This is a genomic window from Barnesiella intestinihominis YIT 11860 (assembly GCF_000296465.1).
Taxonomy (GTDB): Bacteria; Bacteroidota; Bacteroidia; order Bacteroidales; family Barnesiellaceae; genus Barnesiella; species Barnesiella intestinihominis.
This window is the reverse complement of the sequence record NZ_JH815203.1, coordinates 154884-168678: the sequence shown is the minus strand read 5'-3', so window position 1 is coordinate 168678 and position 13795 is coordinate 154884. Positions and strand designations below refer to the sequence as shown.

At 44.7% G+C, this 13795-nt stretch carries 15 protein-coding genes; 7 read left to right on the top strand and 8 right to left on the bottom strand.

Features of this window, described 5'->3' with window-relative positions; all coding sequences use genetic code 11:
• Nucleotides 1–9 precede the first annotated feature (9 nt).
• From HMPREF9448_RS00660 to HMPREF9448_RS00640, 5 genes are all read left to right on the top strand, one after another.
• Nucleotides 10–708: a WecB/TagA/CpsF family glycosyltransferase gene (locus HMPREF9448_RS00660; RefSeq protein WP_004293520.1), complete on the top strand. Its 699-nt coding sequence runs from the start codon at nt 10–12 to the stop codon at nt 706–708.
• Between the two features lie 4 nt (nt 709–712).
• Nucleotides 713–1873, top strand: coding sequence for a non-hydrolyzing UDP-N-acetylglucosamine 2-epimerase (gene wecB / locus HMPREF9448_RS00655; RefSeq protein ID WP_004293519.1), 1161 nt, complete (start codon nt 713–715; stop codon nt 1871–1873).
• A 36-nt stretch (nt 1874–1909) separates the two neighbouring features.
• Entirely contained in the window at nt 1910–2275 is a 366-nt protein-coding gene (locus tag HMPREF9448_RS00650; RefSeq protein ID WP_004293518.1) for a hypothetical protein, read from the top strand.
• 330 nt (nt 2276–2605) lie between these two features.
• Nucleotides 2606–3730: an AAA family ATPase gene (locus HMPREF9448_RS00645; RefSeq protein ID WP_004293517.1), complete on the top strand. Its 1125-nt coding sequence runs from the start codon at nt 2606–2608 to the stop codon at nt 3728–3730.
• Entirely contained in the window at nt 3727–4425 is a 699-nt protein-coding gene (locus HMPREF9448_RS00640; protein ID WP_004293516.1) for a DUF4276 family protein, read from the top strand. Before HMPREF9448_RS00645 ends, HMPREF9448_RS00640 begins: the two co-directional genes overlap by 4 nt.
• Before the next feature lie 453 nt (nt 4426–4878).
• Here HMPREF9448_RS00640 and HMPREF9448_RS00635 read toward each other — a convergent pair whose 3' ends face one another.
• From HMPREF9448_RS00635 to HMPREF9448_RS00625, 3 genes are read right to left on the bottom strand one after another with little or no spacing between them, the layout of a single operon-like run.
• Nucleotides 4879–5898 carry a hypothetical protein gene (locus tag HMPREF9448_RS00635; RefSeq protein ID WP_004293514.1) on the bottom strand — a complete coding sequence of 340 codons (1020 nt, stop codon included), beginning with the start codon at nt 5896–5898 and terminating at the stop codon, nt 4879–4881.
• 15 nt (nt 5899–5913) lie between these two features.
• Nucleotides 5914–7503 carry a phage terminase large subunit gene (locus HMPREF9448_RS00630; RefSeq protein ID WP_008860757.1) on the bottom strand — a complete coding sequence of 530 codons (1590 nt, stop codon included), beginning with the start codon at nt 7501–7503 and terminating at the stop codon, nt 5914–5916.
• 5 nt (nt 7504–7508) lie between these two features.
• Nucleotides 7509–7943 (bottom strand): DUF5675 family protein, encoded by a 435-nt coding sequence (locus tag HMPREF9448_RS00625; RefSeq protein WP_008860756.1) that lies wholly within the window; start codon nt 7941–7943, stop codon nt 7509–7511.
• 136 nt (nt 7944–8079) lie between these two features.
• On the opposite strand from HMPREF9448_RS00625, the gene HMPREF9448_RS00620 reads away from it, so the two are divergent.
• Entirely contained in the window at nt 8080–8361 is a 282-nt protein-coding gene (locus HMPREF9448_RS00620) for an HU family DNA-binding protein (protein WP_008142902.1), read from the top strand.
• Between the two features lie 23 nt (nt 8362–8384).
• Here the strand turns inward: HMPREF9448_RS00620 and HMPREF9448_RS00615 are convergent, their stop codons facing one another.
• The 4 genes from HMPREF9448_RS00615 to HMPREF9448_RS00600 all read right to left on the bottom strand — a co-directional run bounded on the left by HMPREF9448_RS00615 (nt 8385) and on the right by HMPREF9448_RS00600 (nt 11367).
• Nucleotides 8385–8621, bottom strand: a complete 237-nt coding sequence (locus HMPREF9448_RS00615; protein WP_008860755.1) for a hypothetical protein — start codon at nt 8619–8621, stop codon at nt 8385–8387.
• Between the two features lie 295 nt (nt 8622–8916).
• A complete protein-coding gene (locus HMPREF9448_RS00610; RefSeq protein ID WP_004293509.1) occupies nt 8917–9093 on the bottom strand; it encodes a histone H1 in 177 nt (58 codons plus the stop codon).
• 178 nt (nt 9094–9271) lie between these two features.
• Nucleotides 9272–10549: a phage integrase SAM-like domain-containing protein gene (locus tag HMPREF9448_RS00605; RefSeq protein WP_004293508.1), complete on the bottom strand. Its 1278-nt coding sequence runs from the start codon at nt 10547–10549 to the stop codon at nt 9272–9274.
• Between the two features lie 275 nt (nt 10550–10824).
• A complete protein-coding gene (locus HMPREF9448_RS00600; protein ID WP_008860754.1) occupies nt 10825–11367 on the bottom strand; it encodes a WG repeat-containing protein in 543 nt (180 codons plus the stop codon).
• Between the two features lie 299 nt (nt 11368–11666).
• Here HMPREF9448_RS00600 and ung point away from each other — a divergent pair, with 299 nt between their 5' ends.
• On the top strand, nt 11667–12329 hold the full coding sequence (gene ung / locus HMPREF9448_RS00595) for a uracil-DNA glycosylase (RefSeq protein WP_008860752.1): 663 nt from the start codon (nt 11667–11669) through the stop codon (nt 12327–12329).
• Between the two features lie 19 nt (nt 12330–12348).
• On the opposite strand, the gene HMPREF9448_RS00590 is transcribed toward ung, so the two are convergent.
• On the bottom strand, nt 12349–13788 hold the full coding sequence (locus HMPREF9448_RS00590; RefSeq protein WP_008860751.1) for a sensor histidine kinase: 1440 nt from the start codon (nt 13786–13788) through the stop codon (nt 12349–12351).
• Nucleotides 13789–13795: the final 7 nt, after the last annotated feature.

The following is a 13795-nucleotide window of genomic DNA, read 5'->3' as shown; positions in this document are numbered from 1 at the left end:
CCAACATAAATGAATAAAGTTTCTTTAAACGGAGTCGAAATATATCCGTTCGATTCCGAACAGTCTTTGTTGTCTTTTGTAAACGATAATAAGGGCATATTAGTAGCCATAAATGCTGAGAAAATTTTACATGCTACAGATCAGACACGAGGAATTATCAATCGGAACATAGGGTATTGCGATGGAGCCGGCGCACAAATGGCTCTCAAACAAAAAGGTTTTGAAAATGCGTGTAAAATTCCCGGTTGTGAGTTGTGGCTCAAAATTGTAGCTCAATTTTATAGAGAAAAGACTTTTTATTTGATAGGTGGTAAACCTCAAATCATAGAAGAAACTGTGTCTAAACTGCGTAAAGAATATGCAGGGATTCACATTATCGGTTATCGGGATGGATATATCAAGGCAAACGAGGAACGGGAAAGACTTATAAAAGACATAACCGAAAAAAGACCTGATGTGGTATTTGTGGCTATGGGGTCTCCTAAACAGGAATTACTGATGGAAGAAATACAGCATAGACACAAAGCCATCTTTCAAGGATTAGGCGGCAGCTTCGATGTATATACTGGCCATGTGGAAAGGGCTCCTAAATGGTGGGTGAACCACAATCTTGAATTTGCCTATCGGTTGCTCAAAGAACCGAAAAGAATAAAACGGCAAATTCACTTGATAAAGTATGCCTGGTGGCTGATAACTAAAAAATTATAGAACAATGAAGAAGGTAATGCTGGTCTTCGGGACTCGTCCGGAGGCCATTAAGATGGCTCCGTTGGTGAAGGAGTTCCAAAAAAAATCAGCAGACTTTGAAACAATCGTCTGCGTGACGGGGCAGCATCGTGAAATGCTCGATCAGGTGTTGCAGATATTCGATATCAAGCCGAATTATGACTTGAACATCATGAAGCAGGGGCAAGATCTGTATGATGTAACCGCCCGTGTGCTGACCGGGATGCGTGATGTGTTGAACAAGGCGAAACCTGATGTGGTATTGGTGCACGGTGACACAACCACTTCTACTGCCGCCGCACTCGCAGCTTTCTATCAGCAGATCCCTGTAGGTCATGTAGAAGCGGGCCTGCGTACCCACAACATATACAGCCCTTGGCCGGAGGAGATGAACAGACAAATAACAGGGCGCATTGCCACCTATCACTTTTCTCCGACCGCTTTAAGCAAGAAAAATCTGTTGACGGAAGGTGTGCAGGAGGACAAGATAACCGTAACAGGGAATACGGTCATCGATGCCCTTCATATCGTTGTTGATAAAATAAAGACTGACGGAGCTCTACAACAAGAACTTGCCGGGGTGCTGGAAAAAGCGGGTTACGATACCTCACGGCTTGCTGATGGCAAGAAACTCGTTTTGATAACCGGACACCGACGTGAAAATTTCGGAGACGGATTCATCAGCATGTGCACAGCCATTAAGGATCTGACGGCAAAATATCCATATGTGGACTTTGTCTATCCGATGCACTTGAACCCCAATGTCCGCAAACCTATCCATGAAGTATTCGGGGAGAATTTGAATAGTTTGGGAAATATGTTCTTTATCGAACCATTGGAATATCTGAGTTTCGTGTTCCTGATGGAAAAAGTGACCCTTGTCCTTACCGACAGCGGTGGTATTCAGGAAGAGGCTCCGGGGTTAGGCAAACCGGTACTGGTGATGCGTGACACCACCGAACGTCCGGAGGCGTTGGATGCAGGAACGGTAAAATTGGTAGGAACCGATTATAACAAAATTGTCTCCGAGGTATCGATTTTATTGGATGATGCATCTGCTTATGAGCAAATGAGTAAAGCCATTAATCCTTACGGTGACGGAAAAGCGTGTATGCGTATAACGCAAACACTTAATGTTCGGTTGTAACTTTTGTATTTTCTTGACACATTCACCAGAAGAAATATGTTAGTACCGAAGGTGAATGTCGTATTGCAGGCGGACAAAGACATCGGCAGCATAACAGAGGCAGACATTTGGCTCAATTGTATGGACGGCAACGGTAACTTCTTGTCTGTGGCTGCGGAAGACCATACCGGCGACGGACATTACATTGCCACCTTGCCGTTAGACTACAGCCCGGTAGAGCCTTTCATCCAAGTTCACTTGAATGAAATGGTCTATGATTACCTGTCCATTCCGAATTTCAAAGCGGGACAGGAATGTCAAATCTCGCTTATACTCGGTACGGACGGGCTTCGCACACCGGGAATAGGAGCTGAAATCGACGACTGGGAAGTTGTGGAAGGAGATGTCACATTCGTAAAATGACAAAATATAATAAATGACGCCTGCTGGTTTTGTTATCATTGGCAGGCGTTTCACTTTTTATCCCTCATTCAGGAATCCCGGCATTTACCGAGTGTTCCGCTTGTTCTGCACGTCTTTTTCCCATTTCGATGTGAAGGATTTACCACAAAGGGCTTGGAGAAGAAGAAACACATAGCAGAACTGAAAATCCGACCTAGCTAAAAAGAAAAACAGATTTCTTATTTATGCCTTCAGACTCCGGACAAATTAACTCTATAGTTTTTTGAGCATTCCTTCGTTCGTATTGGGATTTATGGTTATTTTTGTAATTCAATCAATAATATGACGATAATGGCAAAGACATACCAAAGGACTAAATTACAAGAAGTCACGATCAGAGGATATAAATCCATAGCCTATGACAGACCTGTGACCTTGAAGCTGGGTGATGTCAGCATCTTGTTGGGTGCCAACGGTGCAGGCAAGAGCAATATCATCAGTTTTTTCCGGATGCTGAGCTACATGATGAGCAAGTCATTCGGGAGATATGTGGAAATATCGGGCACGTCTCATGCCTTGCTGCATTACGGCATTAAACGGACACCGGTCATGTCCGGAGAACTGAAGTTTGCCGACAGCAATTCCATGGATGTTTATGGCTTTTCATTGGCCAATGCCACTCCCGACAGGCTGATTATCACGGAAGAGCGGATTACATGGCATCGCAAGGGGGAGAAAAAGCCCTATGAGATAGCACTGGAACCGAATTTCAAGGAGTCCGCTCTCGCAGAGTGTGAGGATCCGGTTGCCAAAACTATTTTCCAGATGCTTTCTTACTGCAAGGTATATCAGTTTCACGATTCATCGACAGAGGGGCCGCTACGTCAGGCTTGTCCCGTCGAGACGGCCAATTACCTCCAGTCGCACGGAAACAATCTGCCTTCTTTCCTGCTGTTCCTGCGGGAGAACTACAAGGATGCCTACAACCGGATTGTTGACTATGTCCGTGACGTAGTTCCCCAGTTCCAGGACTTCTATCTGGAGCCCGTGGGTGGTATCATTTCTCTCCGGTGGATAGATAATTCTGCCACGGACTATCGTTTCAATGCCTACCAGTTCTCCGACGGATCTATCCGTTTCATTGCCCTGGCCGCCTTGCTTCTGCAGCCTGCCCAGACAATGCCCAACGTCATCATTTTGGATGAACCGGAACTTGGCTTGCATCCCTATGCCATCAGCCAGCTGGCAGAAATGATTAAGGATGCGTCCATACACGCACAGGTCATTATTGCCACGCAGAGCAAGGATTTGGTCGATCATTTCGACATCGGCGATATCTCTGTGGTGGAAATGAACAAGGAAACGCAGGCAACCTCTGTCACTCACCTTGACGCCAAAGAATATCATCTTTGGCTTCAGAACTATACGGTGAGCGAACTTTGGGACAAAAACATCATAGGAGGACGTCCCGTATGAAAGCGAAGATTATTCATGTCCTTTGTGAGGGACAGACGGAACAGGGATTTGTGGAGGAAGTGTTGCGTCCCTACCTGCAAGCGCAAGGTGTGGCAGGTGTAAAAAGCATCCTGATTACCACTAACAAGAAAAAGAATGCCCGTGGTGGAATGCTGAGCTATGCTCAGGCGGTGACAGACCTAGAACTGTTGCGGAAAATGAAGATGGACGGCGAATACGAACGTCATGTTTTCACAACGATGTTCGACCTCTACGCATTGCCGGATGATTTTCCCGGTTATGAAGCAGCCAAAGCAATCGGTGAGCCTTACGCCCGTGTCGCAGCATTGGAAACGGCGTTTGCTGAAGCAATCAACGATAGTCGTTTCATTCCCTATATTCAGCTGCATGAATTTGAAGCTCTGCTCTTTTGCGGTATTGACTATCTGGCAAAGCGTTACCCCGGTTGTGAGAAACGCTGCGAACAGCTGAAAAAAGACCTGGAGAAAACCAGCAACCCCGAGCTGATAAACAATAGTCCGGAAACGGCTCCGAGCAAACGTATTATCAAGGCGATAGAAGGAGACAAAAAACAGCATTACAACTACAATAAGCCGGCTACCGGCAAAGATGTTACCAAAAGTGTCGGCATGGATGAACTTCGTGCCCGGTGCAGTCACTTCAATGAATGGATAGAAAAGTTGATAGACTGCTGATTCTGTAATCAGATAATATCAAGGTTCTGACAGACAGGTTCGAGTGTTTATCTCAAAAATGGAAGAGATGGGGATTATACAGAAAGAGGGTGTAGGAAGAAATACTCGCTATATAAAGACTGCGAGTTTCCCATCTTTTAATTGAGAAGACAATTTTTGCTCTGTCCAAAAAACAAGTTTTTGGTCAAAAAACAGCACAAATAACTGATTATCAATTATTCTTTCAATGCCCGAAAATCTGTTTTTTTGTACGAAAGAGTTCTTTCACTTTTCTATCCCTCATTCCGGAATTCCGGCATTTACCAGATATTACTAATTAAAAAATTTAGATAAGTAACGAGATGCTAGATTTGATTAGTTGCTCGTAAGGTATAAGGCATCGACATTCTTCTGTTATTTAGTCAGTTGAAAAAATGTAACAATTATTTCTCTGATACCTAATACTTTTTCTATTTACACCATCCACGGATTCTTATACGGATCATAATCCGTCTGGAAAGTAGCCAGTTGCCAGTCGGTGACAGGTTTCTTCGAGTCATCGACTTTGCGGGGAATCTGCGGATTAAGCCGTAGTTTGGCGGCATCATTGAGCCATTTCATGCTATCCTCGTAATCGCGCATGCGGACAACACTGACATTATTCGGAGCAATGAGTTTCGTGAGTTCGTAGATGGCCAGCCGGACCATGTGCTTCTTGAGATTGTAGTTGCGGGGGTCATGCAACGAGAGGTTCTGCCCGACTTGCGGTGTGTCCGCGTTCACATCCGTTTCCGGGTAAAATACCCGTCCGTCATAAACGACATATTCGTGTTCCGACAACTCATAGGCATTGTATGATGAATCGTAATCGGCTATGGCTCCCCAGCAGTCGGAAACCATCGGGTCAAGATTGTAATCGAAACCTTCAAGCGTCATCAAAGTATAGAATGCTCCTTCATACTCGACGACTGCCCACAGAGGATACTCGACAGGCTGCCATAACGAGGCTTCCGCCTCGATCCAACCGCCGACCAACGGGATACGGACATCATCGAACTTGTACCCGTTTTCATTAAGACAAGTATAAACAATGCCGTTATAATTCACTTTATCTCCCGGATAATAGGTGTTGAACTGGGAATAATTTACAACTTGTCCCGCATCGACACGGATATCAGAACTCTCTTCCCAATAGACAACCGTTGCCGGCTTGCGATAGCCGCTGACGGAGCGTATCACCTCATGGATTTGTCCCTCGAAATAGACATGCACACCCACGGGATAGGTAATCCGACGGTCGTATTCGGCGATATATTTTCCTTTTGCAAGTTCCTTTTCAATCTCGTAGTTCTCCGACAAATATTCCACGATACTCATCTCCGTCGATTCTTCCGCCTGGATGAATCGTGCATCATTGCCCCGCGTGAGTTGTGCCAGGGCTTCCGGAGTAATTATCCCAAGATAGTCGTCATTATTGAGAAACCGTCTGTACATATCCTTGTTCCGTTATTAGTATGAAAATCCTTCCTGAATTACCGATGTGGATACCACATACCCGTTCCCGTCGCCTCCGCTCTTGAACTTGTACCAGCTGTCACGCAGGTAGTAACAGAGCAGGTAGTCAAGGCAGTCGGACAAGTGCCCGTACCGTTCATATTTGACACCGGTTTTCGGGTCGGTGGTCTTCTGTTTGCTCTTGGTACCGTCCTCGTTACGAAGCTGGTAAATCAGATCCTGGGTAAGTTTGCGACATTTGATATCGATTTGTATCTCCCAGCCTTCATAGCCCCCGAATACCTCGTTGACGAACTCGCACCGTGTAGCCTGCGGAGGCTGCTTGCGTAATAGCTTTACCTTCGGTCGCAGGATTCCTCTGCCGAAAGTGTCCGTGATGATGGTATAGTTGTTGATGCCGTCCTCGTTGGTGGTGGAGCGTTGTAACCCGGAAGGGTCACCGGTCACATCCACTCCGCCAATATGCTTGTCCCGGTAAAGTTTTAAGCGTACTTTCCGTGCCAACGCAGGTGTGTTGTTCTCCTTTTCCTCCGGCTTGCCGAGTATCTCTTCCAGTATATAGACCTTCCTGTTTTCATAGTCTATTTGTGCGGAGAGTACCGACATTTGGGGGGCAACATTGAAGTCCCACACCGTGATGAGCGGCTTGATCGGATCGTACGCTTTTTCTTTCAGTCCGGTAACGAGATGCCGGGAGCCGTCGAAACTGTTATAAATCGCCATATCGTTGGCTTCCACGAAATCCCAGTTGCCATAGAGCAGGCGTTCTTTTGTCGCCTGGTCCCGGATCTTGTTCAGGGCCGCCTCGTACACCTGACGGAAAGCGATATTCGGGTTGTCAAACACGGAGAAAGGTATATACGCTTCACCCTCGCGGCAGATGACCTTGTCTCCGTTTTCGTCCTGCACGAAGCGGGAACGCACCCAGTTAATTGTCGGATTGGTGGTGAGCAGCATTCTCGGGGTCTTGAATGTCTCATGGGTTCTCCAGCGGAGACGGGAGAACAGCACTTCGACGGCCCGTTCCGAGATTTCCGACACCTCGTCCACCATGGCGATGGTATATTCCGAAGAGCCGAAACGCTCGAAGTTGGGGTCGCTGGGGATATCCGCCATCTCCTTCATGATGATGACCGAGTCATTCCAGAATGTGAGCGTGCCTTCGAGGTTGTTTATCTTGTAGTTTGTATCCTCTTTCAGTCCCCAGTCCTTCAGAATCGACTTGATGGTGTTCCATGTCGATTCCTTTAACGACTTGAGTGTCTTACGGGCCACCACCGCACGGATATTCTCGAACCGAATACATGAAGACACCAGCCAAACGCTGCCGATATACGATTTTCCGCCGCCGGCCGCTCCGCCTCCCAGTATCAGCTGCGGCAGGTTCTGCGACTTGCAATGCCTGCATTGAGGCCTGTACTGAGGGTTGCCTTGCTGGTCATAACCGATAAGGATTTGCTCGATCTCCCCGCCACAATGGGGACAATAGTTCGGTTGCAACAGTTTCCAGAGTTCATACTGCCGTGGGGACGGTTTGAACTCGATGCGCAGGTTTCTGGGTGGTTTGAGCCTGTTGACCGCCATTCGATTTATATAATCTGAATGGTTATGTCCCTTTCGGACTCGAGCATGGCATACAGTTTTTGGAATGTAGTACGGGATTCCAAAACTTTTCCCTTGACCGTATTCTTTCCCACGATGATACAGCCGGCGGAATCTCCCTCGGTGTTGCCTGAATGGATTAGGATGCCAAGGAAATGCGGTACATCGTGCAGATATGGCATTTTTTTCTTGTACTTGGGGCTGTACTGAAGGGTAACTTTATAAGTCCCGGCAGGAATGGCGGTCTTGGAATAGACCTTCTCCCTGCATGTGCAGGAACGGCCGCGAGGAGTATCCGGACAGGTTGCCGGAAGTTTCCTCACGGCATCTTCGATGGTGTTACAGAAAAATTTGCCGTTGATGGACAGGTCGCCTATGGTATAGGTCTGACCTTTGAATTTGCGGTTGAGTGTCAGCTTCATACTTCGATACTATTTGTATCGAAAGAGTAGAGACGGACGCCGGCTAATGTTTATTATATGTGTTTGTAAAAGGAGGATATTTCAGGAAATGATGTATCTTTGTGACCGGATTGACAGTATTTAATCAAGAGTTAATATGACAAAAGCGGATATCGTCAGGGAAATAGCAACGCAGACCGGTCTGGAGAAGCAGGTCGTGTTACAAGTTGTCGAAGGATTCATGGATAGCGTAAAGTCTTCCATGATAAACGGCGAGGAGGTTTATCTTCGCGGCTTCGGTTCTTTTATCATCAAACACCGTGCGGAAAAGACAGCACGCAACATAAGCAGGAATACCACGATAATAGTGCCTGCCCACAATATCCCGGCATTCAAACCGTCAAAAGCCTTTGCAGGAAGGATGAAATCAGACAAATAAGGTGATTATATGCAACAGGAGCGTTATTCAGATGCTCCTGTTACTTTATACAGGGCAACGAGGTTGGCATTGTCCGATTGGAACAGGAAACGGCCGTTGCTTAAAAGGCATTCGTGGATGGTGTTGTCATTAGGATCCGACTCCAATAAAGCCCCCGCCTTGTTTTCATCGATAAGAAGCATTTCTATGCCTTGTACGGTAGCGGCAGTTGCATCGGCCGGAATTTTCAAAAGTTCATCCATCAGATTCATGTCGTTCATAATATCTCCGTATTTGGCTTGAGTCCCGTCAAGCATTCAATGTACCAAGACCAAAAAGCGTGGGACATAACCCGTAGCACCGAGGTTCTGGTAAACCTATCCGCAAACAAGTTAAGCCCACGCAAAAGCATAGGCGAAAACTGTTTGTCCTGCGGATAAGTGAAATTTACCAGATTTCGGTGCATGACAAAAGCTAACGCTTTCCGTATTTTATTATGTTGTTCTGCCAATATGGTTTTTATGCCGCATCTGCAGAAGAACCGGCATTATGTGATAACGACCGGACGTGTAAAGGCTATTTCTTGGATTCTTCCAAGGAAACCTTACGAAACTCTTTCATCAGTTTTTCCAATTCCAACGAAGTCTTGCGGGCACGGGTACCTGCGGCCTTGTTGCCTTTTTCAATCTGAAGTGCCGCATCCGTGGAGAATGTAGCATATACTTCCTGTATCTTTGAAACCAACTCTTTCATATAAATATTATTTAAGTTATTGACTACAAAGGTAGTGAAAATAATCAAGAATAAGAGCGATTCTGTCAATATAATAAATATCACATTGGTAATCAATGACTTTTAACAGCCATTATACCGTATGATTTATCCATCAGAGAAATTGTCAAGGTGTTTACAACTTTATGGATATGTCTGGTCAGAACATTTCTTCCATCTGCCGCTTGATTTCTTCCCGCTTTGTATTCTTGTAGTAATGCTTATAGATGGTCAATGGGCTGTTACCAGCCATCTCTGCAACCACATACGGATTGTTACCGGCATCTACCATCTTCGATATGAAAGAGCCACGGGCGGAATACCATGTGATGTTTTCTTTAATGCGCAGCATCTTGCATGCTTTCGTCAAGGTTTGTGAAAGGCGTGTGGAAATTTGCTTGACACGTGTAGTCTTCTTGGAAGTGGTCGTGTGTTTATGAGTAAAAACAGGAAATACATAATTTCCATAACTTTGCCCACGGTATTTATTCATGATGGCTTTTGCTTTACTGAGTAATTCCGGTTTGGCTGTTTTGGGAAACTTGATACGTTCATAGACGATGCGGTCTTCCTGGACCAAATCCCATGTCAGGTTACATACATCGACATTCGCCATACCTCCGGTATAGTAGCTGAACAGGAACAAATCAAGATGCAACTGCTCTTTTTTCGTAAACAAGGTACGGTCAACATTTGCGATTTTAGCTATGACTGTTTCCGGAACTGCTCTTGAAGTGGTTTCCGGCCAATTAATATCATCACCGAGACAGAGGAAGTTATCCATATTCACCCCGTACATCTCTTTCTTTTCTGCCTGCCTGCATACGGCACGGAGCAACCTTAGTTTGTGTGTAAGTCCGGCCTTGTTGCCATTTCTGATACCTCTTTCTTTAAGCCAAAACGCAAAGTCAAGAAGAAACTCTTCTGTAATATCCGTAAAGAAATAAGAGGAAAAGGCTTTTTCATATTTTTCCTTTGTAAACGCCTGCAGTTCACGCTTGAGATAGACATACCGTTTAGCATTGGTCGTGCTGTCGACAATCTGACCGTTCTTGATGCGTTTCTTGTTTTTGAATGTCTCTTCAAGATAATCGATCATCTGCTGGACACTCTTTACTTTGACCTCGGGTTTGGCCGCCTTGATTTCATCGAAGCAATGTGATAGCTGGACGGGCGACCAGTTCCTGCCTTCCATCTCCCAGGTATCGGCGACATGCAGATATTTGGTTCGCAAATCGAAAAGCAGTTTGTTCTTGGTAGTGGCCTCCGCACTCCCTACACGGAAACTCTGAGACTTGACATCCCAGTCTTTTAATAGCCCTGTGATGTTTATAACCTTCGGCACACGGGCGTAACCGGTCTTGAAGAAAATTATCTCCAGCTTGACCATCTTGGTGTCTTTCGGGTTCTGCTTACCCCTGATGTTAATCGTGTACATAGACTGATAACGAGTTAGTTAATGACTTATTATTAATTCGCATTAGTAGGAATCAATTGGTATTAATTAACCTACATAGAAACCTACATGAAAAGAGTAGTTTCCTTAGCGAAATAATGTTTATACGGATAAATCCGTACTTGTGTCATTTACTAACTCGTTATCAATCAACTATTTTCCCTAATCACAAAAGTTGTGTCCGAAAAAAGGGTGTGCCAGTTTGGTGACTCTCTTTTTTATTTCTTTACTTTTGTCTATTATAGAAAATTCGGCTTTCACCACGGACGGTACAATGGTCTTGTCGGTTGAAAATCGCGAGGCGAATCGTGATAGCCGCTTATTCGCTTTCCGGCAGTGTTCAGTAAGTACCAACCCATGATTTTGTCTTTCACCAAAGCGACGCCTCGGTGAAACGGATAGGCTTCTTCGTAATAGTCGCCGAGTCGATGACCGTCTCTATTGATGAAACAATAGCCCATGATTTTATCTTTGACAAGTGCGTACCCTTCGTGGAAATCGTCGACGAGAAGGTAATAATCGGTGCATCGTTTACCGTCGAGGGAAATGAAACACCAACCCATGATTTTGTCTAATGCTGCTGCCCGACCTTGCCTATAAGGTCGGATTTGTTCGTAATAGTCGCTAATGCGGTTTCCGTTTATGTCGGAAACGTACCAACCCATGATTCGGCTTTTCTGAATGATAAGACGTGGGGTATTATCGTAGTAATGATTGCCGCTATCATAGGGATAGTCATATTGGGCTTGCATGGATAGGAATCCGAATAAAATCGAAATAAGGATAAGTAGTGGTTTCATGTGCAATTTTTTTTCATTTGACGAAGTTAACGAAAAAAGGTTTAAACGCAGTCATAACTTATATTAATCTCTGCTGGGAATATGCGATTTTCTGTGTTCGAATAGAAGTCTGTTTGTATATCGGCGAGTGTTTATAGGTTGTTGTAATGACTCTAAAAATAAAAAGGTAGGCCGTATGAATCTTTTAGTGCATTGTTTATGTAACTTTGCAAGAGGCAATGCGATAAGGGAGATTTCGGTACGAGTGTATTTATTGTTGTCCGAAGCTGCGCTGTCATTGGAGAAATAATTTATAAGATATGAATGTGAGGATAGAGGAAAGTTGGCGAAAGAGGCTGCAAGACGAGTTCGATAAGCCCTATTTCGAGCGATTGGTTTCTTTTGTGCGGAGCGAATATGGCCGTGCGCATGTTTTGCCTCCGGGACATTTGATATTTCATGTATTCGATGCATGTCCTTTCGAGTCTGTGAGAGTTGTTATTTTAGGCCAAGATCCCTATCCCAATCCCGGACAGTATTACGGTGTTTGTTTTTCTGTACCCGAGGGGGTGGCTATTCCCGGCTCTTTGTTTAATATGTTTAAGGAGATACATGATGATTTGGGCAAGCCTATTCCCGCTTCGGGCAATTTGGATCGGTGGGTGAGGCAAGGTGTATTTCCTTTGAATTCTGTGCTTACCGTGCGAGCTCATGAAACAGGATCGCATCGAAACATGGGCTGGGAGATTTTTACCGATGCGGTCATTCGAAAGTTGAGCGATGAGAGAGAAAATCTCGTGTTTATGCTGTGGGGTAGTTATGCTAAGGAGAAGATTGCGCTTATTGATGCTCGCAAGCATTTGGTTTTAACAGCCGCGCACCCGTCGCCACGATCGGCTGATCGTGGCTTTTTCGGATGTCGGCATTTCAGTAGAGCGAATGCATTTTTACGGAGTAAGGGAATACGGGAAATCGATTGGTGAGATTTTTAGTCCCCGTTTATTATGATTTCAATCTTAGTATAAAACGGCTCCCTTTTCCTAATTCGCTTTCTACGGAAAGAGTCCCCCCATGTGCTTCTACAAAATCTTTGGATATAGACAATCCTAATCCGCTGCCTTGTACTTTTGTTCCCGGCACTCGGAAATAACGGTCGAATATGCTTTGATGATAGCGAGGGTCGATTCCCTTCCCAAAATCTTGTACATAGATTTCGACCATATTGCCGTCTTGGTAAGTGCCGATAATGACGCGACCGTTTTCTTTGGAATAACGTATGGCATTGCTTACAAGATTGGTAAGTACCCATGCTATTTTTTCGCTGTCGACGAATAGTTTCTTTGTATTTTCGTCATAATCGACTTCGATGTGTATGTTGAATTTGTCGGCTTGTACCTGATTGGCCTTGATCGCATATTCGATCAATTCTATGGGCCGGGTTATCTTGGGCATCAGTTGTAGTTTTCCGGCTTCTACTTGGGTCATGTTCAGCAATTCTCCGGTGATATTGAGCAACCGTTCTCCGTTTTCCTTAATACTTTGGGAGAGTTGCTCTTGTTCTTTGTTAAGAGACCCGATACGTCTGTCTTCCAATAATTGCAAACTCATCATAATGGCTGATATGGGAGTCTTCAATTCATGAGATATCGTCGAGATAAATGTTGTTTTCGCAGAATCCAGCTCTTTAAACTCCGTGATGTTTTTCAATATAATTACGTGCCCCAGTTTTTCGGGTTCTTCACTGTCGTGATTCGTGTTGTCTATTTCTATATAGGAGGCTTTGAAGTAACTTTCTTTATTGTCGGCATATATTTTGATAGGCTCTTTCTGAGGATTGGGAGAAACCAGTTCTCGTATTAATTTCCTTAATAAATCATTCTTCAAAGAAATCTCTTCGGCCGATTTGAAGATTGTGTTTTCTTTTTTCAGATTCAGTATGTTCAGAGCTTCACTATTTATGAAAAGTATTTTGCGGTCTGGATCTAATCCTATTATGGGATCGCTGATGCTATTGATAATTGCTTCGAGAAATTTTTTATGTGCCAGTAGTGTCGATAGGGTGGTAGATCTGTATTCGGACAAGTGTTGAGCCATTCTATTGAAACTATCGACCACATTTTTAAATTCTTCGTTTTTATCCGATATATTCAGCCTTTTTTCATAGTTGCGATTCGCTATTTCGAGGATACCGTCGGTTAGCTCCTTGATAGGTCTATTTATCGATTGAGGAAGCCAGATAGCTAATGTGACACCGCAGACTATGCAGATGCCTCCGATAATTGCCACCCATACAACGGCTTGTTTTAAGCCTGTCGAAGCTATCGGGCTGTCTGGTTCGGCAGCCGTCAGCATCTGTAAATAGATAACTGATAAGGAGACCAGCAGAATAATCATTCCGGTCAGTAACCCTATACTTAAAAGCAACTTTGTTTTTATATTCATGACGGGT